The organism is Bacillus sp. SD088 (genome assembly GCF_017355205.1).
In the GTDB taxonomy this organism is placed as follows: Bacteria; Bacillota; Bacilli; order Bacillales; family Bacillaceae_C; genus Lederbergia.
Genome location: NZ_JADIJK010000004.1, coordinates 213,097 through 237,583 on the forward strand (window position 1 = coordinate 213,097; position 24,487 = coordinate 237,583).

The 24,487-nt window shown below is 39.9% G+C and carries 25 protein-coding genes, 2 pseudogenes and 1 other annotated feature; of the genes and pseudogenes, 7 read left to right on the plus strand and 20 right to left on the minus strand.

What is annotated here, in order from left to right:
* Positions 1–155: 155 nt before the first annotated feature.
* Positions 156–1,769, minus strand: a complete 1,614-nt coding sequence (locus IPU53_RS05205) for a putative polysaccharide biosynthesis protein (protein WP_207448588.1) — start codon at positions 1,767–1,769, stop codon at positions 156–158.
* A 223-nt stretch (positions 1,770–1,992) separates the two neighbouring features.
* On the opposite strand from IPU53_RS05205, the gene IPU53_RS05210 reads away from it, so the two are divergent.
* Positions 1,993–3,273: an NAD(P)/FAD-dependent oxidoreductase gene (locus tag IPU53_RS05210; protein WP_207448590.1), complete on the plus strand. Its 1,281-nt coding sequence runs from the start codon at positions 1,993–1,995 to the stop codon at positions 3,271–3,273.
* 1,033 nt (positions 3,274–4,306) lie between these two features.
* Here IPU53_RS05210 and IPU53_RS05215 read toward each other — a convergent pair.
* From IPU53_RS05215 to IPU53_RS05235, 5 genes are all read right to left on the minus strand, one after another.
* On the minus strand, positions 4,307–4,489 hold the full coding sequence (locus tag IPU53_RS05215) for a sporulation protein Cse60 (protein ID WP_207448592.1): 183 nt from the start codon (positions 4,487–4,489) through the stop codon (positions 4,307–4,309).
* A 216-nt stretch (positions 4,490–4,705) separates the two neighbouring features.
* The gene (locus IPU53_RS05220) at positions 4,706–4,915 is read right to left on the minus strand and encodes a hypothetical protein (protein ID WP_207448594.1); all 210 of its coding nucleotides are present in this window, start codon (positions 4,913–4,915) and stop codon (positions 4,706–4,708) included.
* A gap of 298 nt (positions 4,916–5,213) precedes the next feature.
* On the minus strand, positions 5,214–5,531 hold the full coding sequence (locus IPU53_RS05225) for a rhodanese-like domain-containing protein (protein ID WP_207448597.1): 318 nt from the start codon (positions 5,529–5,531) through the stop codon (positions 5,214–5,216).
* Between the two features lie 471 nt (positions 5,532–6,002).
* Positions 6,003–8,417 (minus strand): leucine--tRNA ligase, encoded by a 2,415-nt coding sequence (gene leuS / locus IPU53_RS05230; RefSeq protein ID WP_207448599.1) that lies wholly within the window; start codon positions 8,415–8,417, stop codon positions 6,003–6,005.
* Positions 8,418–8,534: 117 nt separating this feature from the next.
* Positions 8,535–8,747, minus strand: a binding site (T-box leader).
* A 76-nt stretch (positions 8,748–8,823) separates the two neighbouring features.
* Positions 8,824–10,005 (minus strand): MDR family MFS transporter, encoded by a 1,182-nt coding sequence (locus tag IPU53_RS05235; RefSeq protein ID WP_207448601.1) that lies wholly within the window; start codon positions 10,003–10,005, stop codon positions 8,824–8,826.
* Between the two features lie 304 nt (positions 10,006–10,309).
* Here IPU53_RS05235 and IPU53_RS05240 point away from each other — a divergent pair, with 304 nt between their 5' ends.
* A complete protein-coding gene (locus tag IPU53_RS05240; protein ID WP_207448603.1) occupies positions 10,310–11,341 on the plus strand; it encodes a Gfo/Idh/MocA family protein in 1,032 nt (343 codons plus the stop codon).
* A gap of 71 nt (positions 11,342–11,412) precedes the next feature.
* Here the strand turns inward: IPU53_RS05240 and IPU53_RS05245 are convergent, their stop codons facing one another.
* The 5 genes from IPU53_RS05245 to IPU53_RS05265 all read right to left on the minus strand — a co-directional run bounded on the left by IPU53_RS05245 (position 11,413) and on the right by IPU53_RS05265 (position 14,500).
* Positions 11,413–12,381 carry a ribose-phosphate diphosphokinase gene (locus IPU53_RS05245; protein WP_207448605.1) on the minus strand — a complete coding sequence of 323 codons (969 nt, stop codon included), beginning with the start codon at positions 12,379–12,381 and terminating at the stop codon, positions 11,413–11,415.
* A 111-nt stretch (positions 12,382–12,492) separates the two neighbouring features.
* Positions 12,493–12,999 carry a class I SAM-dependent methyltransferase gene (locus IPU53_RS05250; RefSeq protein WP_207448607.1) on the minus strand — a complete coding sequence of 169 codons (507 nt, stop codon included), beginning with the start codon at positions 12,997–12,999 and terminating at the stop codon, positions 12,493–12,495.
* A gap of 612 nt (positions 13,000–13,611) precedes the next feature.
* Entirely contained in the window at positions 13,612–13,917 is a 306-nt protein-coding gene (locus tag IPU53_RS05255; RefSeq protein ID WP_207448609.1) for a type II toxin-antitoxin system RelE/ParE family toxin, read from the minus strand.
* Positions 13,905–14,087: a hypothetical protein gene (locus IPU53_RS05260; protein WP_207448611.1), complete on the minus strand. Its 183-nt coding sequence runs from the start codon at positions 14,085–14,087 to the stop codon at positions 13,905–13,907. Before IPU53_RS05260 ends, IPU53_RS05255 begins: the two co-directional genes overlap by 13 nt.
* Before the next feature lie 122 nt (positions 14,088–14,209).
* Positions 14,210–14,500 carry a YtzC family protein gene (locus IPU53_RS05265; RefSeq protein WP_207448613.1) on the minus strand — a complete coding sequence of 97 codons (291 nt, stop codon included), beginning with the start codon at positions 14,498–14,500 and terminating at the stop codon, positions 14,210–14,212.
* A gap of 126 nt (positions 14,501–14,626) precedes the next feature.
* On the opposite strand from IPU53_RS05265, the gene IPU53_RS05270 reads away from it, so the two are divergent.
* Positions 14,627–15,229: a class I SAM-dependent methyltransferase gene (locus tag IPU53_RS05270; protein ID WP_207448615.1), complete on the plus strand. Its 603-nt coding sequence runs from the start codon at positions 14,627–14,629 to the stop codon at positions 15,227–15,229.
* Between the two features lie 29 nt (positions 15,230–15,258).
* Here IPU53_RS05270 and IPU53_RS05275 read toward each other — a convergent pair whose 3' ends face one another.
* Both IPU53_RS05275 and IPU53_RS05280 read right to left on the minus strand, forming a co-directional pair.
* On the minus strand, positions 15,259–16,323 hold the full coding sequence (locus IPU53_RS05275) for a tetraprenyl-beta-curcumene synthase family protein (protein WP_207448618.1): 1,065 nt from the start codon (positions 16,321–16,323) through the stop codon (positions 15,259–15,261).
* A 243-nt stretch (positions 16,324–16,566) separates the two neighbouring features.
* On the minus strand, positions 16,567–17,382 hold the full coding sequence (locus IPU53_RS05280; protein WP_207448620.1) for an alpha/beta hydrolase: 816 nt from the start codon (positions 17,380–17,382) through the stop codon (positions 16,567–16,569).
* 175 nt (positions 17,383–17,557) lie between these two features.
* Here IPU53_RS05280 and IPU53_RS05285 point away from each other — a divergent pair, with 175 nt between their 5' ends.
* Positions 17,558–18,082 (plus strand): gamma carbonic anhydrase, encoded by a 525-nt coding sequence (locus tag IPU53_RS05285; protein ID WP_207448622.1) that lies wholly within the window; start codon positions 17,558–17,560, stop codon positions 18,080–18,082.
* Between the two features lie 89 nt (positions 18,083–18,171).
* Positions 18,172–19,008, plus strand: a complete 837-nt coding sequence (locus IPU53_RS05290; protein ID WP_396019904.1) for a C39 family peptidase — start codon at positions 18,172–18,174, stop codon at positions 19,006–19,008.
* Positions 19,009–19,150: 142 nt separating this feature from the next.
* Here IPU53_RS05290 and IPU53_RS05295 read toward each other — a convergent pair whose 3' ends face one another.
* Positions 19,151–19,372: an ATP-binding protein gene (locus IPU53_RS05295; RefSeq protein WP_313886450.1), complete on the minus strand. Its 222-nt coding sequence runs from the start codon at positions 19,370–19,372 to the stop codon at positions 19,151–19,153.
* An 88-nt stretch (positions 19,373–19,460) separates the two neighbouring features.
* Positions 19,461–20,116: pseudogene (locus IPU53_RS05300) on the minus strand (response regulator transcription factor).
* 304 nt (positions 20,117–20,420) lie between these two features.
* Between IPU53_RS05300 and IPU53_RS05305 the strand changes: the two are divergent.
* Positions 20,421–20,677, plus strand: a pseudogene (locus tag IPU53_RS05305) (ATP-binding cassette domain-containing protein); the annotation flags it as partial.
* Positions 20,678–20,918: 241 nt separating this feature from the next.
* Positions 20,919–21,659 (plus strand): ABC transporter permease, encoded by a 741-nt coding sequence (locus tag IPU53_RS05310; protein ID WP_313886451.1) that lies wholly within the window; start codon positions 20,919–20,921, stop codon positions 21,657–21,659.
* Positions 21,660–21,854: 195 nt separating this feature from the next.
* Here the strand turns inward: IPU53_RS05310 and IPU53_RS05315 are convergent, their stop codons facing one another.
* The 5 genes from IPU53_RS05315 to IPU53_RS05335 all read right to left on the minus strand — a co-directional run bounded on the left by IPU53_RS05315 (position 21,855) and on the right by IPU53_RS05335 (position 24,456).
* Complete coding sequence (locus IPU53_RS05315; RefSeq protein ID WP_207448630.1) at positions 21,855–22,208, minus strand: VOC family protein; 354 nt, start codon at positions 22,206–22,208, stop codon at positions 21,855–21,857.
* Positions 22,209–22,327: 119 nt separating this feature from the next.
* On the minus strand, positions 22,328–23,149 hold the full coding sequence (locus IPU53_RS05320) for a GNAT family N-acetyltransferase (RefSeq protein WP_207448632.1): 822 nt from the start codon (positions 23,147–23,149) through the stop codon (positions 22,328–22,330).
* Positions 23,150–23,188: 39 nt separating this feature from the next.
* Complete coding sequence (locus IPU53_RS05325) at positions 23,189–23,692, minus strand: DUF402 domain-containing protein (RefSeq protein WP_207448634.1); 504 nt, start codon at positions 23,690–23,692, stop codon at positions 23,189–23,191.
* A gap of 167 nt (positions 23,693–23,859) precedes the next feature.
* Positions 23,860–24,003, minus strand: a complete 144-nt coding sequence (locus IPU53_RS05330) for a hypothetical protein (RefSeq protein ID WP_207448636.1) — start codon at positions 24,001–24,003, stop codon at positions 23,860–23,862.
* Between the two features lie 216 nt (positions 24,004–24,219).
* Complete coding sequence (locus tag IPU53_RS05335) at positions 24,220–24,456, minus strand: hypothetical protein (RefSeq protein ID WP_207448638.1); 237 nt, start codon at positions 24,454–24,456, stop codon at positions 24,220–24,222.
* Between the last annotated feature and the right edge of the window lie 31 nt (positions 24,457–24,487).

Here is a 24,487-nt window from a genome sequence, read left to right on the forward strand (position 1 = left end):
TTTTGGAAGTGTATCCACTCGGATTGATCCTATTTCTTCGTCTATTCATCCCAAGGATGACGCCCATCCTGATCACATATGTATCGTTATGGGCAGTTGCCCACCTTGTTCTTTAGGTGTAAAGCACTGCCCGTTTATGCTATGTTATAGGGATTTTAATTCATTCCCAGCTTCTTCTTAAACCTTGTCAATCGCTCCCCAAATAACCGATCAGCCAATCCAGATTTTAAGCCTAGATAGCCATAAATCATCGCTCCAACTGCGGCGCAAATAAAGATCAGCAATAATCCTTGCAGCCTTGATTCTGGATTCATAATAGAATGAAGTCCAAGGTACACAAAGTATACAGGCACTAACATCGCAACATTAAAAATAATAATTAACAGCACTCTTCTATAGACAAGTCTTAATGGATACTTTGAAAAGATTTTAATCACAACTAAGTTAATCGCAATCGAAACGAAATAACCAAGCGTTGTTGCATAAATTGCTCCTTCTGTACCAAAGGCTTCGATAAGCGGGATATTTAAGCTTAATTTTATTAGAATTCCTGTTAACAGACTTAAGATCGTGAAACGTTGTTCATTAATGCCTTGCAGGATCGCCGCGGTTACGGAATATAAAGCAAATAAAATCGCGACAGGCGCATAGGTTTTTAGCACCTCTGTCCCTAGATCTGAATAGCCATAAAATACGGTATAAAAGGGTTCCGCCAAAATCATCAAGCCCAATGATGCAGGCAATGTAATAAATAATAAAACTTGCAGCGTCTGATCCAGCTGGCGAAAAAGAATCTTTCGGTCTGAATTGACGAAGGATTCCGTAATTAAAGGAACCAGCGTCATGGCAAAAGCTGTGGCTAAAGATACCGGGATAATGACCAATTTATGGTTTAAGGTTAAAGTTCCGTAGGCATCTAAGTAATTAACGACTTGGTTTCCAGCCGCCATCGCTCGGTTAAATGTAAATTGATCTATTAAGGTATACAATGGATTGGCAATACCGACCATCACAAAAGGAAAAGCGTAAATAAGAATTTCCTTATACATACTCCCCAGAGAAACAGTGAGGTCACCTTTACTTTGCAGACGTTGCTCGTCTAATTTCGGTTTGCGTTTTTTCCAATACCATAGCAGGACAATAAGACTGGCAATCCCGCCGATAAAGGCGGCAAAGGTCGCCGTCCCAATCGCTGTCACAACACTCCCCTTCAGGATATAGATGACCATAAAACTTCCTGCTAATAAGAAAATAATTCTCGCTAATTGTTCAATCACAGTGGATACAGCAGATGGGCCCATTGATTGGTTACCTTGGAAAAAGCCACGAATTAAGCTCATCGCTGGGATCACAAGTAAAGCAAAGCTGACAGCTCTAACAACAGAGGCCACGTCTTCAGTGGTAAAATCCGTTTCTGCTCCTTTTAAGACCATTTCCGCGATCGGTGTCGCTAACCCGTACATCACGAAAAAAGAAACAACTCCAGTCAGCGTCATTACAATCAAACCTGAGCGGAATAGCCGATGCCCCACCTCATATTCACCTAATGCATTATATTTCGCAATATATTTGGATACAGCCATTGGAACACCAGCTGTGGCAATACTAATAAAGATCGTATAAGGATTATACCCATATGAATATAGCGCATAGGCACTTTCCCCACCAATAATCGCTTTAAAAGGGATAACATAGAAAAGACCTAATATCTTTGATAAAATTGTACCGAGCGTTAATATAAATGTTCCACGAATTAATTTAGATGACATACATTCTCGAACTCTCCATTTTTAATTTTCATTTGTTTTTTTAATTTTAATCACTACACTCTCCATTTAGTTTACAGCTATCGACGGAATTTGACAATGAGTTCAGCGTTGCGTTTGGAAATTGTTCATAGTATTTTAAGAAAGCACAAAGTCATCAAAAATAATGAAGGATCGAATATTCCCTATATAGACAGAAATTGAACATGAAAGTGAGCCGATAAAAATGTATGATGTTATAGTCATCGGTGGCGGCCCGTCAGGATTAATGGCCTCCATCGCTGCCGCCGAATATAAAGCAAAGGTTTTATTAATAGATAAAGGTCATAAGCTAGGCAAGAAATTAGCGATCTCAGGAGGAGGACGCTGTAATGTGACAAATCGCTTGCCCTTGGATGAAATTATTCGCCATATTCCCGGCAATGGCCGCTTTCTATATAGTGCCTTCTCTGTTTTTAATAACGAAGATATCATTCGTTTTTTCGAAAATCTCGGGATTGAATTAAAGGAAGAAGACCATGGGCGCATGTTCCCTGCTTCTAATCGGGCACAGTCCGTCGTCGATGCGCTTTTATCGCGAATGAGTGAATTAGAAGTTGAAGTGCTGCCAGATACCCCTGTTCAAAAAGTACTTTATGAACAGGGAAAAACAGCAGGAGTTCTGTTAAAATCCGGAAAGAAACTTGTGGCCTCCGCCGTGGTAATTGCCACTGGCGGCGCATCTGTCCCGCAAACTGGATCAACGGGAGATGGCTATCCATGGGCAAAAGCGGCCGGCCACACGATTTCAGAGTTATTCCCAACAGAAGTGCCGATTACTTCTAATGAGCGATTCATCAAAGAAAAACAATTACAAGGATTGTCGCTGCGCGAAGTAGCACTCAGTGTGCTGAAGCCAAATGGAAAACCATTGATTACCCATAAAATGGACATGATTTTTACCCATTTTGGCATTTCCGGTCCCGCTGCCTTGCGTTGTAGCCAATTTGTTGTAAAACAATTAAAAAAATCAAAGCGGCCTGAAGTGACAATGGCGATTGACGCACTGCCTAGCCAAAGTGAGGAAGCACTTTTTCAACAACTCCAAAAAGTAAAAAAGGACGAACCAAAAAAGAGCATTAAAAATGCACTGAAAGGCTTGTTACCTGAGCGTTATTTATTGTTTTTATTCACACAATGTGAAATCGATCCATCGGAGATTTGCGGGAGTCTTTCAACCGAAAAATTGCGCGCCTTCGCCAAAGCCTGTAAGCAATTCACGTTCCAAGTAAATGGCACCCTTCCATTGGAAAAAGCTTTTGTCACAGGCGGCGGGGTTTCCGTAAAAGAAATCGAACCTAAGACAATGGCCTCCAAACTCACGCCCGGCCTGCATTTCTGTGGGGAGATTTTAGATATCTATGGCTACACAGGCGGCTATAACATCACGGCTGCACTTGTGACAGGAAGACTGGCAGGGATGAATGCCGCCCTTTATGGAAAAAGAAGTGAGCAAGGAGTACTGTGATTATAGAGGAATAGCTGTTTGTTCAGCTGTTCTTTTTCAATTTATGAACTGAGGACAGATCAGATTTGCCCTTACGATTTTGCGGCGTTCTCCCTTTTTCGTTACGGTGAGCTCGCACGCCCTTACCCTTTTGCTGCGTTCTTCGCTTTTTGGTAACGGCGAGGGTTGACGCCGTTACCCTTTTCCGGGATCTTCGTTTTTCGGGCACGGCGGGGGCTCGCGCCGTTACCCTTTTGCAGTGTTCTTCGCTTTTCGGGCACGGCGGGGGCTCGCGCCGTTACCCTTTGGCGGCGTTCTTCGCTTTTCGGGCACGGCGGGGGCTCGCGCCGTTACCCTTTGGCGGCGTTCTTCGCTTTTCGGGCACGGCGGGGGCTCGCGCCGTTACCCTTTGGCGGCGTTCTTCGCTTTTTGGGCACGGCGGGGGCTCGCGCCGTTACCCTTTGGCGGCGTTCTTCGCTTTTTGGGCACGGCGGGGGCTCGCGCCGTTACCCTTTGGCGGCGTTCTTCGCTTTTCGGGCACGGCGGGGGCTGACGCCGTTACCCTTTTGCTGCGTTCTTCGCTTTTCGGGCACGGCGGAGGCTGGCGCCGTTACACTTTTGCTGCGTTCTTCGCTTTTCGGGCACGGCGGAGGCTGGCGCCGTTACACTTTTGCTGCGTTCTTCGCTTTTCGGGCACGGCGGAGGCTGGCGCCGTTACCCTTTTCCGGCGTTCTTTGCTTTTCGGGCACGGCGGGGGCTGGCGCCGTTACCCTTTTCCGACGTTCTTTGCTTTTCGGGCACGGCGGGGGCTGGCGCCGTTACCCTTTTGCTGCGTTCTTCGCTTTTCGGGCACGGCGGAGGCTCGCGCCGTTACCCTTTTCCGGCGTTCTTTGCTTTTCGGGCACGGCGGGGGCTGGCGCCGTTACCCTTTTTTGCAATTCCCTTCTTTTTTGTCACGGCCACGCTGAATTTTTAAAGTTCTTCTGCTTTTAAGCTCTGTCCTCGTTAAAACGGCAAAAAAAAGCAGGACTATTCTGCTGCAATAGTACCTGCTTTATGAGTTATAAATAATTAATGCACTGAAACAAAAGACTTGTTCTCCAGAGGCATCGCCAATCAGCGCGACGTTATATTTAATATCCACTACATCCCTAGGAGAAATTTCTTCGAGGAATTCATTCATTTCTTCCTCTAAATCCTGTTCATGATCACAATCAAATAGTTTAACTTGTACCAATTATCTCCACCCCTTTTTAGCATGTTTGCCAATATTAGTGGATTTTATACTATTCAGAAAATATTTTTTGGTTACAACCATAGCCTAGAACAATTCCAACAGATATTATTTGGACAAGATTATCTTTCGAACTTCAAATAATCATAACATCAGCTAAAAGAAAAACATTTATATAGCAGATGATTGTTTTTCGCATGCTACCCTTTCCTTTACATATCAATTAATTTTTATGATAAAGTCTAACAAATGAGCATTTTCAACTGGGAACTTTGATTTTATATGAAGATTTTTGCTATCCAAAACAATCATATTCTCTTCTTTATCATTCCTTTCAATTATGTAGATTTCCTCGTTTGCCTTATCTTGATAAAGCAGTCTATATGTATTTCCAGGCTGAGATATTTCATCTCCCAGTGGTTCAAACATTGGTTCTTTTCCTAATGAAAGAATTCCTAAAGTATTTCCCCTCCCATCAATCGGTAGGCAATATAGAATCCTCTTATCATCTAATGCTAATTGCCGGTCTCATTTACCTCATACTCCGTGCCCCAAAATAGTACCTTTATAATCATTTCATCCCTACTTCTTTAGCTTTTAAATTTTGCCTAACACATTCATTAATAATGACGTAAATATTGCAAAATAGTTTCACTTTTTGAGGGAACGAAAAAGGGAAATCCCCGAGACTACTATAGTCTTAGAGATTTCCCTCACATGTCCTATATTACTTTTCCTTTGGCGTTGTTTCTCCCTGCCATTTGAGCATGCCGCCAACCATATTCGTGACCTTGTAGCCTTGTTCATTCAAATATTCACAGGTTCTGCCACTACGTCCACCGGAACGGCAAATCATTATATATTCTTTGTTCGGATCTAGCTCATCAAGATGCTCAGGAATTTGGCCCATTGGAATATGAACAGCTTTTGAGATCATACCTTCTGCCACTTCTTCCTCTTCCCGTACATCGATTAAATTATATTGTTTCCCTGCTTCCAGCTCTTTCTGTAGCTCTTCTGGGGTGATGGTCTTGATTTCGCTCATCTAATCTTCCTTTCAATTGAAATGTTTCTACCATTATTATCTGTGCTTGTGATTGGATAGTCAAACAAACGAGTCCATGTTCAGGAACTTAGCTTGAAGGGAGACAGATTTTCCATGAAATATCAAGTCAGTGAAGCAGATTGCGCAGGTTCAATGCCGGGGTGACGCTCCCTATGCTCATTGCAGCTCCTATGCACTTTGCGCAACTTCTCACTATTCGACCTTCAGAAAAAGGGTGGAATACAAGATTTTTACCAAGGAAAAAGACGTACTACTAGAGGGCATATACCTCCGCTCCGGAAATATACTTTGCTTTCTGCGGGCGAGTGGCAAGTTTCCTCAGGCTTCGCCTTCCGGGGTCTTGCCGAACTCTCACTTCCCACAGGAGTCTACGTATATTTCCTCCGCTAAAGGAATACATTGTTCGTCCCTGGTGCTTAATGTTTTAATTATGTCCCAGACTCTTCTTCCTTAATTTGCGACGATATTAACCAACTTACCTGGAATGGCAATGACCTTACGAATCGTTTTACCTTCTAGTTGTTGTTTAACTTTTTCATCGTCTTGAGCAATTTGCTCAAGTTCTTCCCGGGAGGCGTCACGGGACACTTTTAGTTTGGCGCGGACTTTTCCGTTGATTTGGACGACGACTTCGACTTCATTATCGACTAGTTTGTTTTCGTCATATTCTGGCCATTTTTCATAGGTGATCGTATCTGTATAGCCTAGCTTCTCCCAAATTTCCTCGGCGATATGCGGGCAAATCGGTGCTAACATTTTGATGAAGCCTTCTACATACGCTTTTGGTAAAATTTCTGCTTTATAGCCTTCATTAATGAATACCATTAATTGAGAAATTCCTGTATTAAAATGCAATTGCTCATAATCACTTGTTACTTTTTTAACGGTTTGATGATAGACTTTTTCAAGGTCGCCGCCAGTTGTATCCTGAATCTTCTCAGAAAGTGCACCATCATCCTGGATCAATAGACGCCAAACTCGGTCTAGGAAACGACGTGATCCATCAAGCCCTGTTGTTGACCAAGAAATCGATGCATCCAATGGCCCCATAAACATTTCATAGAGGCGCAATGTGTCTGCTCCGTGGCTTTCTATCACTTCATCAGGATTAACGACATTGCCTTTTGATTTACTCATTTTTTCATGATTTTCGCCAAGAATCATCCCTTGATTGAATAATTTTTGGAACGGTTCCTTTGTTGGGACAATCCCTAGATCATATAAAAATTTATGCCAGAAGCGCGCGTACAATAAATGAAGAACAGCATGCTCTGCGCCACCGATATACATATCAACAGGAAGCCACTTTTTCAACAATTCTGGATCAGCTAGGAACTCATCGTTATAAGGATCAATATAACGAAGATAATACCAACAGCTACCTGCCCATTGCGGCATTGTATTTGTTTCTCTTCGACCTTTTTTGCCCGTTTCTGGATCCACCACATGAAGCCAGTCGGAAATATTAGCTAACGGTGATTCGCCTGTTCCGGACGGTTTGATCTCAGCGGTTTTTGGCAAAATCAGTGGTAATTCTTCCTCAGGTACACCTGTCATTGTACCATCTTCCCAATGAATAACCGGAATCGGTTCTCCCCAGTAACGTTGACGGCTAAAGAGCCAATCTCGTAAACGGTAGGTAATCTTCTTCGTGCCGAGCTCTTCTTTTTCCAACCAATTAATCATCGTGGAAATTGCTTCATCTTTTCCCAGCCCATCAAGGAAATCAGAATTCACATGGGGACCATCGCCTGTGTATGCTTCTTTGGCAATATCGCCGCCTGAAACGACTTCGATAATCTCCAAAGCGAATGTTTTAGCAAATTCATAGTCCCGTTCATCATGTGCTGGCACAGCCATAATTGCACCAGTTCCGTAAGACATCAAAACATAATCCGCGATCCAAATCGGAATTTGTTTTCCATTGACAGGGTTAACTGCATAGGCCCCTGTAAACACACCAGTTTTTTCTTTGGCCAAATCCGTTCTTTCTAGATCACTTTTTGCTTTGATTTTTTGAATATAGGCTTCTACTTGCTCTTTTTGCGCTGTAGTTGTAATTTTTTCAACGAATGGATGTTCAGGCGCTAATACAGCATAAGTTGCACCAAACAATGTATCTGGACGAGTCGTAAACACAGTAAACGTCTCATCGAAATCAGCAATTGAGAAGGTCACTTCCGCTCCCTCAGATCGTCCGATCCAGTTGCGCTGCATATCTTTAATGCTTTCTGGCCAGTCTAGCTCTTCTAGATCATCCAACAAGCGATCCGCATATTCGGTAATTTTCAAGATCCATTGTTTCATTGGACGGCGTTCAACCGGATGGCCTCCACGCTCACTTTTTCCATCAATTACTTCTTCATTCGCTAAAACTGTCCCCAGTGCTGGACACCAGTTGACAGGAATTTCATCAACATAGGCTAGCCCTTTTTCAAATAGCTTTAGAAAAATCCATTGCGTCCATTTGTAATAATGCGGATCAGTTGTATTGATTTCCCGATCCCAATCATAGGAAAAACCAAGCTCTTGGATTTGTCTTTTAAATGTTTCAATATTATGTTTGGTAAATTCAGCAGGATCGTTTCCTGTGTCAAGGGCATATTGCTCCGCTGGAAGTCCAAAGGCATCCCAGCCCATCGGATGCAATACATTATAGCCTTGCATTCGCTTCATTCTAGATAAAATATCAGTTGCTGTATACCCTTCTGGATGGCCAACATGAAGACCGGAACCAGATGGATATGGAAACATATCTAATGCATAAAATTTTTCACCTTCACGACTTGCATCTGTTTTAAATGTTTGCTTATTTTCCCAATAAGCTTGCCATTTTTGTTCCAATTCTCTATGGTTAAAACTCATCTTTCTTCCTCCGTTCATTTTGTAAAACGCGATTAATGATAAGGTGAAACTTCAATCAGTATACTACTGCCCTTTAATGCGAGATAAATAGAAAAAGCCCCCCATCCCAAAGAAACCTCTTGGGACGAGAGACTGTTAACTCCCGCGGTACCACCCACATTAATGCTTTCGCATTCACTCATACATCCTTAACGCGGAAAACGGCATAAACTACTTCTTTCACTTATACAACTAAAAGGTGAGTTCATGATTCATCCTGATTGACTTCCACCACCCGCCAACTCTCTGCACAGTTTGATATCATTACTATTCCTTTATTCACGTTTCAAGTATTTTTAATCAGATATGTCCAATTGTAATCAAAAATATACATAATAGCAAGCGTAGTTTTTAAAGATATGTTCCATTAGGCTGCAAGTGAAGATTGCTTTTTTAATGGACGATCATAAAAATAAGATAAAACAAATGAGACAAGCAATAAGAAGATCAAGATCATAAATAGTACGGACATTCCCCACAAGTCGACAAGCATTCCACCAAGGACAGGACCGACCATGCGTCCCCCTGTTGCCGTACTATTGACAATTCCTTGATAAAAGCCTTCCCTTCCTTTTGGGGCTAATTGATTGGCGACTGTTGGAACAACGGGCCAAACTAACATTTCCCCTACACTCAAAATGATCATTGCCGATAAAAATCCTTTAAATCCGTCGGCCATACCAGCCACACCATAGGAAACCATAAAAATTGCAAATCCAACGAGCATTTGCCCCTTCAAGTTTTGGCTGCCGGCCTTTCTTAATATTTTTTGCAAAACAGGCTGTCCTAGCACAATAATCGCCCCATTTATCGTCCACAGAAAGCTATATTGGTTTAAGGACATATTGACTTCCTGGGTGTAGGAAGAGATCGTCGCTTGCCATTGAACATAACAGACCCAGCCTAAAAAGTAGGCTACACATATAATCCCTAATGCGTAAAATTTACTTTTATCCCGAATTGTCCTTCTTTCTTGCAATACATTAGATTGACCAAGCTGTCCTTCTGCCATATTTTTATAGCTGAATAGGGCGATGAAAAGAAAGAGCACATACATCGATAAATTCGCAAGGAAAATATAATCGAAAGAAAAATTGGCGACAACTCCTCCCAGTGCAGAACCAATCGCAACTCCGGCATTTTGTGCCACATAGACAGCATTAAACGCCCGTCTTCCTCCCTCTTTCCAAACCGAACCCGCCATCGCAAACATGGAAGGAAAAATAATGCCTCCCCCAAGTCCTAAAATGGTGAGAAAAATTACATAATAAGGCCATCCATGCCAAAACGTCATTCCAAGTAGTGATAAGATGGAAATGATGATTCCTAATAGAATCGATTTGTATCCGCCAATTTTATCAAAAAAAATCCCTCCTACTAGATTTCCTATCACACTAGCAGCAGAGTTCAACATCAATACTAAACCGGCAATAAATAAAGATTTTCCTAAATAATCATGTATATAAATGGCATTCAGCGGCCATAAAAACGAATTCCCTGTCACACTGACTAGCATGCCAATAACTAATAACCACACTGCCTTAGGCATTTCCTGTTGCATCTCCTTCATCCTGTTTTATTACCTGACACAGTGCTCAGAAGCCAGCTTATAAGAGCCGTTCCCGAAGCTCTTCCCCTTTGTGCCTAAGCCATTCTATTCCATTCAATCTGAAGAAGCAAGTAGGAAGAGAATATCCAGAACAATCTTGATTTTGCCAAACTTCTCTTAGTCGACAAAAAGTTAGAAAATCTTACAGTTAACATTGGATTTTATACATTTTTATAGGTATATTGTTGATAAGAGATAGGATAATATTCCTAGTTCTCATCAGACAAGGAAGGGGAACCAGAAAATGTCTAAATTCAAAGTTGGAATTATTGGTTGTGGGCGAATTTTCCCAATGCATGCGTATCCAGTCAATGCTCGCGAGGATACGGAAATTGTCGCAGTTTGTGATAATAAGGGGGATCGTGCAAAGGAAAAGGCAGAAATTTTTCAGTGTGCCTATTATACGGATTATGAGAAGATGTTGGATACTGAAGAATTAGATGTCATTCATATTTGCCTTCCACATCACTTACATGCCCCTGTCGCGATTGCAGCAGCAAAACGAAATATTCATATTTTGACGGAAAAACCAATGTCGATTGCTTATGAAGATGCGGTAGACATGGTGGAAACAGCCAAAAAGAATGAGGTAACATTAGGGGTTATTTTCCAAAACCGCTATAATCCTGGTGCCAAGCTGGTTAAGGACATGCTTGAAAATGGTGAATTAGGTGCCATTCAAGCTGGAAAATTGTCCGTCACTTGGGATCGTTCTGATGACTATTATAAGCAGAGTGATTGGAAAGGGACATGGGATAAAGAAGGCGGTGGCGTCATTATTGATCAAGCGATCCATACAATGGATTTAATGAGATGGTTTGTAGATGATGACATTCAATACGTAGATGCAGCAATTAGTAACCGTGCCCATGAATTTATTGATGTAGAAGATTCAGCCGAGGGTGTCATTAAATATAAGAATGGTGTGGTCACCGCGTTTCATGCGATTAACTATTACACGTATGATGCACCTGTTGAAATTGAGCTCCACTGTGAAAACGGTACCGCCAAAATGGTCGGTGACCGTGCAACTGTTACTTTGAATGATGGTAGGGAATTTATCGCCGATAATAATCCAAATGAGACATTTGATTACAATAGTGGTGCGAAAAGCTATTGGGGCGTAAGTCATATTAAACAAGTCAATAATTACTATGAGGCCCTCAAGGAAGGTACACAACCAGACATTACAGGCGAAGAAGCATTGAAAACTCAAAAAATGATCGTAGCCATTTATGATTCTGGGAAAAAGAAGGAACGAGTAACATTCGAGTAGTTGATGAGAAGGACAGGTTTCGGCCTGTCCTTTTATTGTATTATCTTTGAAAAAGCGCTAGGAATTCTTTTTTATAGATTTAAAAATTTATGTTGGTCATTATCAAACAAGGAGCTAATGGATTCGTGGTTATGAATTCTTACAACTGCTTCTGCAAATAAGGGCGCCACCGAAACCCTTTTTATTTTCTGCGAATGGATTGCTGGATTTTCAACGGAATCTGTACTAATCACCAATTCAATTGGACTATTTTCTATTCTTTCAATTGCTGTCTCACTAAGCATTAGATGGGATAATGCGGCATAAATCTTATTGGCTCCTCTTCCCTTCAATCCTTTAGCTAAATCGACTAAGGTTCCGCCTGAGATACTGAAATCATCGACAATCAGTGTATTTTTGCCTTTTACATCACCAATAATTTCCAGCACCTTTGCATTCTCATCATGCGACTTTCTCATTTTATCACCAATCGCCACAGGTATTTGTAAGGTAGTGGCAAAGTTCCTTGCCTCTTTCGCAAATCCGACATCAGGTGAAACGACAACAAGATCTTCTATCCCCATGCTTTCAATCTCTTCACAAAGGATTGGAAGGGCAAATAAATGATCCACAGGCTTTTTGAAAAAACCTTGAATTTGTGGGCTATGTAGGTCCATTGTCAAAATTCGATCCGCTCCCGCCAATTCCATACACTCAGCACAAACTCTTGCTCTGATCGAAACTCGAGGCTCATCCTTTTTATCTCCTTTGGCATAACCAAAATAAGGGATAATCGCCGTGACAGAGTTCGCACTAGCTCTTTTAAAAGCATCCATCCAAAAGAGAATTTCGGTAAACTCATCATTGGGCTTTAGACCAATGGGTTGAACAAGATAAACATCATGATCCCGAACCGTTTCATTAATTTTCACAAAAATATTACCATCAGAAAATGTCAAGACCTCTGATTTCCCTAACTCACTCCCGATGTAGTCACACATTTTTTGCGCAAAAGATGTTCCTGTACTACCACCAAATATCTTAATGTCTGCATTTGTCAATTGACGTCGCCTACCTCTATAATTTAGTTATTTTCGTACATTTACAATCCTTTTTGGAAATCATTGCGATATAGTATGTCCTAACGGTCGTATGATTTGAAAACCTCCTCACTAATATTTTTTCGCTACAATCATATAGTTAGCAGGTATATATGGGTGTTTCTGATTAGGCTCTTCATACATCTTTTTTATTACAAAACCTTGTTGTGCAAAGGACGTAATAATTTCGGAGAATGTCCATTTCCGTAAATAGGTTTTAGGAAATTGTTCACGATCTTTTTCAGAAAAAAACTTTTCATATGCAATCGGATTTTCTTGTAAATCCTTATCAAAATAATTCCCTTTAAACATTAAAGTTCCATCCGTTTGGTTTATCTCTACAATTTTGTTGAAAGGATGAAAATCTCTCAATAGTAACTTCCCATTATTTTTCAGTAAATCAAATGAATTTTTTGCAAATTTATCTAAATCAGAAATGTAATGTAATATACCAAATTCCATAAAAACAATGTCAAAGCTATTTCTCATTTTTTCAATAGAGATATTAAAAATATCAGAAACTATGTAATCTATTTTCACATTTGCTCCACTGGACAATTTCTTAGCATACTCTCCCATTTTCTTCCGAGATGTCTACCACCGTGACATCTGCTCCAAGAACAGAAAGACTCACTGCTCTAATCCCACTAGAGCCTAAAAGATTCTATATTCCCAAGCCAATTTATTTCGTTCGCTTTGTTCTTTTTGCACTAATGCTCCCCTTTCATTAACCAAGGCAATGATACTTAGAGAATTTGCATCAATAGTTGTAGAATTTTGTGCCATAAAATCAATAACCACAGCACTGCTCGCTATCACACAAATAGGAGAATACTTTGCAAACAGCGGGCACAAGAGCTTAGCTTCATTGACAATCCTTCAATAGGCTTAGGAAATCTTCTTCACGCTCTTATTATCTATTTCTACATTTTCTATAATAAACCTTTTGAAGATCGAAAAATAAAAGTATTAATTTTTACTTTTGTAAGAATACGTTATATTCACTTATGCTGTATAAATTTTTTTATAGAAACTAGGTAAAAGATTGAAGGATTTGCTTCTTTTGGATAGATAAGGACGTTCTGGATGTTTTTTTATATAAGGGGTTAGTCGATTCACTGCTTTTCTTGCGTGTCTAACTTGTTGATCAAGATCAACTAACAATAACTGGGGGATTTAGTGAAGTTATGATCATGTTGTTTTGTTCATATTAATGTTCAATTCTCGTGCTTGATGAAAAATCCTTACTATATCAATGTGGTCCGAACTCTTAATCCTATAAATAATCCGATAACTTTGATACAATTTTTCCCTAATGCTTTTCTTTTCAAATTCAGGCACAATTCGTCCAGACAAAGGAAAAAGTGAAACAGACTCCGCGGTGGCGAAAATCCCTCTTACTACTACGGTGGCATTTTCCTTAGAGTCAAGGGAGATGTATTGGGATATATCTTCTAAATCTGTTACGGCATCAGGTGACCAAACTATCCTAACCACTTTTTAAATTTCTCCTTTACTTCTTCATGGGCAATCCCTTTTCCTTCATCCAACTGTTGGATAGCAGACTCTATCTTTATTCTCTCATATAACTTTTCCATTATATTGTCTGTAGTGACGTTCTCTGGGAGATTTTTTATCATTTCAATAATCTCTTCTTTTGCAGACATTTTTTATCACCTCTTCTATTTTCATTATAATGGATCTCCCTTGTTTCCACAACGCATACAAAAGCAGATCTTCGTGATCCAAATAATTTAAAACGCCTTGAGCCATGCCCAAGGCGCTATTCTTACATCATTGTCCCATATGGAGGACGTTCTTGGTTTTGGAGAATCATTTGGTTTTGCAACTGTTGGACTTTCAGTCGAGTACGATCTAATTGTTCACGTTGTTGCGCGTTGGAGCTGTCTTTGAGTTTTTCCAGTTCCATCACTGCTTGTTCCAAATCGGCCTGAGCTTCACTAAATTCCGCATCTTGATAAAATCCCTGTCTCAATGCTTCATCCAGCTGTTCATTGGCATAAAGAATAGCGTCTTCACAACGGTTCATACAATTTTCGACAGACTGTCGCGTTGCCATACCCGATCCTCTCCTTCACCGAGTGTTCCCGCAAAAGGCGGGTATGTCTAGTTTGTTCTCAAAAGGGATTCTCTATGATAAAATTTTTTTAGTGAAACTGGTTATTTTTAGAGGAGTTGAATGTTTTTGGGAATTGAAACGATCCTTACCTATGTCCGTTCTTTATTGACAAGGACTGTACAGAAGGATGATATTGTGGTGGATGCTACGGTTGGAAATGGACACGATACGGTTTTTTTAGCCAAACTTGTCGGTGAAGCTGGCCAGGTATACGGATTTGATATACAGGCACAGGCGATTGAACAAACAACAAAGCGGTTAGCGGAGAATGTAGAAGGCTCTGTTCAGCTTTTTCAAACAGGGCATGAGCACGTCGCTTCCTGGCTGCCCACTGAACATCATGGACAGCTAGCTGCAGCGATTTTTAATTTAGGCTATTTACCGAGAGGAAATAAAACCATTGTCACCAAACCGGAAACAACCATTTCGGCGATTGAACAATTATTACCGCTTTTGAAAATCGGTGGCATCCTTATACTCGTTGTCTACCATGGCCACGAAGGTGGCGCTAAAGAGCGCGACGCCTTACTTGAATATGTTTCCGCACTCAATCAAGAAGCCTATAACGTCCTCCATTACGCCTTCCTAAACCAGCGGAATCATCCCCCCTTTGTCCTTGCAATTGAAAAAAGAAAAAACGAAAATGGGGCCAGTCCCCCACCACAGTAACGCGTTAACAGCGCGGGGGACTGGCCCCGTTAATTGGCCCCTTTTAGGTGGCGATAGATTCTTCCGTTCCAATAGAAGAAGTAGCCTGTTGGGCCGCTTTGTTTCATTATTTTTCTGGCGAGTGGGCGAACTTTTTTTTGTTTGTTTACTTTTTGGTCGGAGAGGTAGATGGCTAGGAGGCCGCGGTTGATTAATTTATGAAATTTTGTATCGGGTAAGAATTTTGTATGTTCATCCGCTTTTCTGAGGAAATGAATGAGACGCAAAAATAGCTGTTCGTCGTTAGCATAGTAAAAACAAAAATTAAGGTCGCCTTCTTCCCGATCTTCTTCTTGGTCAATGAAATAATCCAAAAGAATGTGCAGTCCTTGAATATAGGGAAAATAGCCATTACGAATCATTTCTGCATGCTTAGCTTGAAAATCCGCTCGGAGACCATAGGATACTAAACAAAAGATCCCGAGTGTTGAACCCGTACAGGCAGAAAATTCATACCAGCTCATATCTGGACACTCTGCTTGATGCTGGGCAAACCATTTTTGTAACCTTTGTTCACGTTCTTCAACATCGACATGCTTATGTACTTGCAAATCACAATAATAATTACATAATTCTATGAGATAGGGCTTTATCTCTTCATAATAAGGGAGTTTTTCTAGCATCGATTGACAAGCCCGCACAAGCGCTATTAAATAGTCGCCATCATTCTGATCTTCTCGGTGCCGGTAGTAATCACGGGGTTCCGCTCCAACCGTGAGTGCATCGATCATCGATTCATGCAAGGCGGCAAAATCGTCAGGATCTAAAGACGTGCTACGATCACAAAGATTGTCTAAATAATCGCTAATCGTCTGATATGCGACGATAAACTGGATCGCCGTTTCCTTCTTGTCTAATGCGGTTAACGCCATAATCGAGCCACCTTCACAATGAAAGGTTTTATGCTCAATACTTGCCAGAGCTTGATTCCTCAATTCTCCATTCGGGATCATCTCCGCTCTATTTTTCCATGCTTTCAACTCTTGATGAGTAATGGGAAACACTTGACGAAACACTTGATTCAACAATGTGACAGGATTTACTGGTAATGTCATGCCATTTCACCTCATTATTTAAGAAAAGCGCAAGGCGTCCGTTTAGCGACGTACAAACTTTAGGGGACTGACGAGATAAAGGAAACACGATGAACCCGAAGGGTGAATCGATGTTGACTTACGCAAGCAGGCACCGAAAGTTTGTACGTCGCTGGGCGCCGGAGCTAGATCAAAACACTAACCAAAATTTATACTTTCCTATCCTATAAAGATCAGGGCGCCTTGGTCAGCCCCAAAGCACTCTTAAGAAAAGTCATCTTTCTTATAGTCCAAAAAACGCAGTCTCAGCTCAACAAAGTTTTTTGCATAAAGGAAAACTTGCTCCTTTTCTGGTTCATTAAAAATTTCATGATAACAATCAGGCCATTCCTTATATGTTTTCTCCGTTATCTTCACATGATTAAACCACTCAAACACTTCTAGCTTATCCACAATTTTATCATCCCCGCCTTGAAGAACCAATAAAGGGATATCGGGGAATTTTAACATTTGGGCAAAAGCTAATTTCATTGCACTCACAAGCTCACGATACCAGCGTACGGAAACCTTCGTAACCGTTAAACCATCATTTAAAGTTCTCTCTTTTACATCTTCATCCCTTGTTGTGAGGTTTACATTTAATCCAGGATTCACTTTTAGTCCCGGTGCAATCCAGTTTAACCCTACTGTAAGGGCATTTAAAGGAATCGATGGATAATCTTTTAACCCGAGACAGGGCGAGGAAAGAATCAATCCATCCACTGTGATATCTGTTGTTTGTAGCATACGGATCGCTGTTAATCCCCCCATGCTATGGCCGATAACGAAAACAGGAAGCTCATAGCTCTTAGCTGCTTGCACCCAGTCTAATGCTTCATTTACATATTCATCAAAAGAATCAATATGTCCTCTGTGCATTCTTGTCGTTAAACCTTGCCCTGGTAAGTCTCCAGTGATAACGTGAAATCCTTCAGACCTCCACATCTCAATCAACCACCAATATCGCCCATGATGTTCCATTGCTCCGTGAATAATCACGATTACCCCAACAGCAGGTTGTTCTGTTTCAATTTTTTTCATATTCATTCCCCACATGTTTTCATATAAATTGTCTATCATTATTATAACTCGCTTTAAAAGGTTATGAACGATTTTTGCTTACCGTCACTTATTCAAGCTGTTACATAAATTTTGCTCCACCTTCCCTGTCTCTATACATTCTTTGATATACTAAGGAGAGTAGAAAAAAGAAAGGATGATTATTTTGTCTATTTATCCATTTAACGGAAAAAACCCTGAAATTGATGAATCTGTTTTTATCGCTGATTTTACCACGATTACAGGTGATGTAAAAATTGGCGCAGATTCAAGTGTTTGGTTTCATTCAGTGATTCGCGGAGATGTGGCACCAACCATCATTGGAGAACGGGTGAATATTCAAGATCAATGTCTTCTACACCAAAGCCCGGATCGCTCCTTAATCATCGAAGATGACGTAACAATTGGGCATCAAGTTATTTTACATAGCGGCATTATTCGTAAAAATGCCTTGATCGGCATGGGGTCTATTATTCTAGATGGTGCTGAGATTGGGGAAGGTGCTTTTATTGGCGCTGGAAGCCTCGTTTCTCAAGGTAAAAAAATCCCGCCCAATAGCTTAGCTTTTGGACGCCCTGCAAAAGTCATTCGTTCTTTAACAACAGAAGACATTCAAGATATGGAGCGAATTTCAAGGGAGTATGTGGAAAAAGCGAAGTATTATAAGGGTTTGCAAAAGTAAAATTCTCCTTTGACAATCCAGTGAACATGCTGAAGTTTTTCTTATTCTTGCCGATAAAATAGTCAAAGGATTAGAAGCGAAGGAGCTGGATGTCAATGGTCTATTTATTGGTCTCCGCTATCATACTGATTGCGATCGTCATCGTTTTTCTTATCGTAAAATTTCAGCTAAAACAAATGAAAAATATATTTCTGACAAGTCTCTTCGTGTTGATCATTGTCATTTTATTGGATTCCAATTGGAGTGAAATGCATACTGTGGAGGGTCAGGAAGCGCTAAAGGTACCACAATCCGAATATTCATTCATTAAAATAAAGGATCAGGTTAAAATTGATACTCCTGTTGTATCCCAACTTCCCGAATTACCAAGAGGCTGTGAAGTAACATCACTAGCGATGCTACTCCACAGTGCAGGCGTCCAAGCAGATAAAATGGAGCTGGCCGAAAAAGTGAAGAAAAATCCAGCCAAAAGAGAAACAAAGAACGGAGATATTTATTATGGCGATCCTGAAAACGGCTTTGTTGGAGATATGTATACATTTGAGAAACCGGGGCTTGGTGTATACCATGAACCCATTATGGAATTAGCAGAAGTTTACTTGCCAGGGCAAATCGTCAACTTAACCGGACAAACATTTGAAGAATTAAAAATTCCTCTTTCAGCCGGACGGCCTGTTTGGGTGATTATCAATACCGAGTATCGTAAATTAGAAGACTCCTATTTTCAAACATGGCATACAGAATCAGGAAAGATTCGCATAACTAGAAAGGAACATTCCGTCCTTATAACCGGATATGATCAGCATTTTGTTTATTTTAACGATCCCTTAACAGGCAAGAAAAACAGAAAAGCAGCGATCAAAGACTTTGAACAATCTTGGCTGCAAATGGGAAGTCAGGCGATTACATATTCGGGGAATGAATGAATTTTTAACCCTCCATAAGAAAATCATGCTTTTTAAACATAAATCTCTACACGAAGAAAGCCGTTTTTTCCTGCGTTTAGGGAATTCTCGGCTTTTATCTGTATTTTTCCTATCGTGGGAAAGTAATAAGGCATTGGGTTCCCTATTGCGGTTTGCTATTTATGTCACTAGTTCCACCATGAGCGATAATGATTTGTCTTGCAATGGCCATTCCTAGTCCGGTTCCGGAAGTGTTAGCAGTGGCATTCGTCCCTCGGTAGTAACGGTCGAATAAGTGATCAATCGTTTGTTGATCCATCCCCATCCCATCGTCTTCAATTACAATACGAATTTCTTGTTTTGACCAAGAAAAAAGCTGAACAATATAACACTAAGGACGATCAGTAAGCCCCAAATAAGCATTAAGCAAAAAAGTCGTGATACGAAATAATAGGCGACTCGATTTTTTAATTTCACAATAAATCCTCATTTGCGTCTGCTTCAAATACATATCCTAATCCTCGAACTGTTTTTATCCATTTTGGTCTACTTGGGTCCTGCTCTATTTTTTCGCGTAAACGTCTTACATGTACCATCACCGTACTATCCCCGCCATAAAATTCTCCCCACACATCTTTATAAATTTGATGTTTACTTAGAATTTTGTTAGGGTGTTCGCAAAATAGAGTAACAGTTTCAGTTCCTGAGTAGGACACTCAAGTCTTACACCATTCACAATTAGTTTGCCAGTATTGGCATTTATATTAAAGGCACCATAATCATAAAATTGTTTCCGAGTATGGCGGGATGGAATTTGCATAGAACGTTTTAATTGTGCTTTCACACGTGCTGCCACTTCTAATGGATTAAATGGCTTTTTAATATAGTCATCTCCTCCAAAACTAAATCCCTGTAATTTATCTAGATCTGTGATTTTAGCCGTTAGAAACAGGATTGGCACATCTGTTTCCGAACGAATTTTTCCACAGAGTGTAAAGCCGTCTATATCAGGCAGCATCACATCTAACAAGATAATGTACGGATGATTTTGCGTTGTCATGAAAAGTGCCTCTGTACCAGTAGTGGCCATGAAGAGCTGTTGAAAGCCTTACTTTTCAAATACTGTCATTAACAAATCTACAATATGCTGATCATCATCAATAATAAGAATTTTATGATCCTCGAGCTTTAAATTCACACTTCCTCCTCCTTCCGATCATCATTATTATTTTACATGAAACAGCAATAGAAGAAGCCGATTGTGTAAAGAATTTAACGACTGTTTAGCTTTCTGAAAAGTATATTTATTCTACAGCCTAAGCCAGTCTAAGTATGCAATTAAAATAAAGAAATATGCGAAATTTAATTGTTAAGCAAATATTTAGGGAAAGTTTCATTCCTTTCATTTACGATAGAAATGAGGTGAGGAACAGATGAATGATCAAATATTGTTAACCAATGATCTAACTAAAAAGTACAAAAAACACATGTCTGTAAATGGAATCAATTTACGGATTGAGCGGGGACAAATTTATGGATTTCTTGGTCCTAATGGAGCTGGAAAACAACGACGATCCGAATGTTATTAGGGTTGATCAAACCAACAAAGGGAAGTATCGAAATTTTTGGACAGAGCCTAAATAAAAATCGCCTACAAAATTTACAAAGAATTGGATCCTTAGTAATGTCCAGGCTTTCTCGATTCTGATTGGATCTGTTTCAGCTATTATGGGGCTTTTTTAGCAGCTGCTCAAACGACAAGATGGTTCCCAATAGCTTATCCGGTCCAATCATCAACAGTGATATTACAGTATGAGGGGATCGGCTATAACCCGGATTTTTCCGCCTACCTCATCATTAATTTGATCGTAGGGATAATCCTATTATTTATCGGTTCTAAACATTTTTCTAAACGGAATGTCCAGCAAGGAGTGATTATTTTGAAAAATATCTTATATGTTGAACAGTTACAGTTAAAACGCTCCAAGTTATGGCTGCTTTACTTAATAGGCCCCTTGTTAGGTGTGTTCCTAGCTTATATTAATTTCTTTAAAAACTATGACCTGTTTATGCAGCTAGGAGATAATGCTTGGATTGAAGCGTGGACACAAGTAGCCTTGTTTATGGGACCATTTGTATTACCAATCTTAGTTGGCATATATGCAGCCCTTGTTTGTAGGAGTGAACATGTTGGAGGTGGATGGAAACAACTAGCCTTACCAATCAAACATTCAGACATCTTTTTAGGAAAATTTCTAACAGTGGTAAAAATGATCGTTATCACAATGCTAATCCTATTGATCTTCTTTATAGGATTTGGTTATGTAAAAGGAGTAGAAGGCAATCTTCCGGTTGTAACTATATTTGCGTTTATGATGAGAGGGATTATAGCATGCTTACCATTGATTCTGCTACAACTTATTATATCGGTAAGGGCTAAAACCTTTGGTATACCATTAGCTGTTAGTATTATTTTTACCCTTCCAGCTATCATTGTTGCCAGCACACCTTTAGGGCAGTTTTATCCTTGGACACAACCAATGCTAACCATGTCACCAGAAGATGAATCACCGATTCAATCTTATTTCTTATTTTATACACTCGTAATTGGCTCGTTTATCGTTTTACTGATCTATGGTTTACGAAGTTTCGCTGATCGGGATGCTAGCTAATTGTCTTTTATGGAAAATGATGGGCCAACAAAAGCTATGCAGAATCCACATTAGCAAAAGAGAGCAACTGGATAATTGTAGACCAAGCTATGTAGCATTGTATTCTATATGATCTTGAATACGTGCTACAGGCTATACTAACTTTAATTGCTCCCCCCCACCATTTCCGGACAGTTTTTAAAACAAATATCCACATTAACACTTGCAAACCATTAATATATTTCCATCCGGATCTTTAAAATTAAAATAGTGACCATGTTCAATGTTGGTAATCAAGTTGACTCCCTTATTCTTCATAAATTGAAACGCTTCCTCAATGTCTTCTGTGTTGAAATGAAATACTGGGGTTTTAAATACTTTATCCTTTGCATAAATTTTGCTGTCTAACACAATCCCTGTTCCATTCATCGGTATAACATAAAGATGACCAAACTGTATATCACCTTCCACTGTTAATCCCAAAATATCGCAGTACCAATCTCTTGCTTTGTCGATGTTACTAACAGGAATAAATACCGTTCCGATCTCTGTTAAAATAGGGCTACGCATAAAACCTGCCTCCTTTTACTTTTTTATGAAAAGTCCTGTAGAACTGAATTTTATTAACCACTTTTAGAAAACTGCGTCTTCTAAAAGACATGCGCTTTCTATTTCTTTATCTCCAAGAACTAGCCTGGAAACGCATACCCTTTATAATTGTATATATGTTTAAAGCCAATATTTTCAGCAACGGCAACCGAAGCTTTGTTTTCCTCCATACACTCCCAATGAGGGATGAGATTCTGCTCGAAGCAATCCTGGATGAATAAGTGGGCCGCCTTTTGAGCTAATTTTCTTCCTTGATGGGCCGCAAGTGTTTCAATATGAACACTGTGAATGTTCCCGGCTACAAATCCTGAGAAACAGACACTAGCAATTTCATTTTCATCTAACATACAATATCCGATTCCGTTACTCAAATAGTCCTCAATTGAAGACCAAGACTCTAAAATTTTGGCTTGCAGGAACTTGCGATTCTGAACCAGACTGCTTTTCAGAAAACTTTGATCAATTTTTATAGCTTCATATCCCATAGCGATTATAGGTTCACGGATATTCAAATAATCATGTGGTTGTAAAGTATACACTTTTTGCATCCAGCTATCTAGCTTACGAGCTTTGAATACTTTCTCTATCGTCTTATTCCAACGATCATGAATGCCAATCCACTCAAACCAGTTTAACTGCACTTTTGCTGCCTCTGGAATAATCACTTCATCGATAAAATAATTTAATTCATTATTGAATTTCTCATTATCCTCATTTCCAATCAAAAAGAAGCCATCATTATTGCCCAACCAAATCATACCCGAAGTGGGAATCGCTGCATCATCGACAAATATGCGACCAGGATTGGTGCCTTCAATTACTGCCAGTGCCTCTATTTGTCTCTGGTTATTTACTAAACTTTTGCATCTATCAAACTCTGTTTTATCCAACTCTTGAATCATGGAACCTGCTCCTAACAGTTTATTTCTGTAATGTTTTATTTACACCGTCGATAACAACTTTATAACCCCAGAATTAAATGGGAATTCCTTGTCAGCCACCTTACGTTTAAGCTCTTCCAATTCAAGTAAGGCTCGTTTCTTTAGTTCGGGTGTATAGTGATATTTCACACTGTTTTCTTCAAACTCATCTTCATCTACCACTTGCCAATCTCCCTGCCGCTTCTTTATCAAATCCAAATCTAAGTCAATAAAACGAATTTGATTATTCTCAAACTCAGAAGGCAATGCGACATTGCAATAATAGGATGTGATCTGTTTACCCTCAATTTCCATTGCTGCCGTAAAACCCTCTTTTAAGGAGAAAACTTCAATGGATGTATTGTCCATAATAAATGTCTGATTTCTTGTATAATGTTTTAGTTTTCTCCCCTGTTTGCATAAAACTATGATATATTCAGATGTTTGCTTTACAAGCTCACCTTCCCATTCATAGTGAGGGATATTAGGATATTTTAGTGCTTGGATCTGAATGGTTTGATTCAACTTCGTTCCTCCTCTAAAACGGGTTACACGCACATGGTAGGAGCTCGCAACTATCCCTTCCATTTAAGGTTTAATTCATGTATAATAAGAATATAATAATAAAGGAGAAGTGGTGAACACTTCTCCCACAACCTCTACCGTCAGGGTGGTGGTTGTCAAAAATATCTTTACTTCTGAAAACCACCCTTTTGCTTGCGACGGCGTAGGGTGGTTTTCTCTTTTTCTAGAACGGTCCTTTTAAAAATGTGTGCGTTTACTGCTCGCACAATCCCCTTCAGAATCTCTCTTAGAAATTCAAAAAATGTTTCCATGGCGATCACCTCCTTTCCTAGAGATGGAAAGAAGAGTGACAACCAACCACCCTCACAATATTCGGTTGCTAGTTTTAGATTATCATATTTTTGCAAAAATTACCACAAAACCAGAACAAATATTCCCAAATATCACTTTAATTCCTTATGCTAGTTGGGATCTTGATCGTTTGTTCACGTTTCGTGATGTTGGTATTTCATCAATTTGTTGATGCCTCAAGGTTTCTGCTTGGTTTTCTTAGTTCCTTGTGAAAAATGACTAACTTGCAAGGAATCGCTAGCATCTGTGCTAACTTCGGAAACGAAGCAGCAAAACTTTCGGTACGAATCATCTGATAGCCAATACGCCTCTGCCCCACCATACACACGGTTAACGATATTTGTGATAAGCTCCATATCTGCAATATTGCTACTCGCATGACATGGTAGCATGTGAATCTCCATTGACTCCATAAAACATCATCCCCCTTTATTAAAAAAAGAG

Bases quoted from the DNA above. Each gene is read 5' to 3' on its own strand.
- IPU53_RS05205 (WP_207448588.1), bottom strand. From the start codon at position 1,769: ATGTCATCTAAATTAATTCGTGGAACATTTATATTAACGCTCGGTACA.
- IPU53_RS05210 (WP_207448590.1), top strand. From the start codon at position 1,993: ATGTATGATGTTATAGTCATCGGTGGCGGCCCGTCAGGATTAATGGCC.
- IPU53_RS05220 (WP_207448594.1), bottom strand. From the start codon at position 4,915: ATGTTTGAACCACTGGGAGATGAAATATCTCAGCCTGGAAATACATAT.
- IPU53_RS05225 (WP_207448597.1), bottom strand. From the start codon at position 5,531: ATGAGCGAAATCAAGACCATCACCCCAGAAGAGCTACAGAAAGAGCTG.
- leuS (WP_207448599.1), bottom strand. From the start codon at position 8,417: ATGAGTTTTAACCATAGAGAATTGGAACAAAAATGGCAAGCTTATTGG.
- IPU53_RS05235 (WP_207448601.1), bottom strand. From the start codon at position 10,005: ATGCCTAAGGCAGTGTGGTTATTAGTTATTGGCATGCTAGTCAGTGTG.
- IPU53_RS05240 (WP_207448603.1), top strand. From the start codon at position 10,310: ATGTCTAAATTCAAAGTTGGAATTATTGGTTGTGGGCGAATTTTCCCA.
- IPU53_RS05250 (WP_207448607.1), bottom strand. From the start codon at position 12,999: ATGGGAGAGTATGCTAAGAAATTGTCCAGTGGAGCAAATGTGAAAATA.
- IPU53_RS05260 (WP_207448611.1), bottom strand. From the start codon at position 14,087: ATGTCTGCAAAAGAAGAGATTATTGAAATGATAAAAAATCTCCCAGAG.
- IPU53_RS05265 (WP_207448613.1), bottom strand. From the start codon at position 14,500: ATGGCAACGCGACAGTCTGTCGAAAATTGTATGAACCGTTGTGAAGAC.
- IPU53_RS05275 (WP_207448618.1), bottom strand. From the start codon at position 16,323: ATGACATTACCAGTAAATCCTGTCACATTGTTGAATCAAGTGTTTCGT.
- IPU53_RS05280 (WP_207448620.1), bottom strand. From the start codon at position 17,382: ATGAAAAAAATTGAAACAGAACAACCTGCTGTTGGGGTAATCGTGATT.
- IPU53_RS05285 (WP_207448622.1), top strand. From the start codon at position 17,558: ATGATTATTTTGTCTATTTATCCATTTAACGGAAAAAACCCTGAAATT.
- IPU53_RS05290 (WP_396019904.1), top strand. From the start codon at position 18,172: ATGTCAATGGTCTATTTATTGGTCTCCGCTATCATACTGATTGCGATC.
- IPU53_RS05315 (WP_207448630.1), bottom strand. From the start codon at position 22,208: ATGCGTAGCCCTATTTTAACAGAGATCGGAACGGTATTTATTCCTGTT.
- IPU53_RS05320 (WP_207448632.1), bottom strand. From the start codon at position 23,149: ATGATTCAAGAGTTGGATAAAACAGAGTTTGATAGATGCAAAAGTTTA.
- IPU53_RS05330 (WP_207448636.1), bottom strand. From the start codon at position 24,003: ATGGAAACATTTTTTGAATTTCTAAGAGAGATTCTGAAGGGGATTGTG.
- IPU53_RS05335 (WP_207448638.1), bottom strand. From the start codon at position 24,456: ATGGAGTCAATGGAGATTCACATGCTACCATGTCATGCGAGTAGCAAT.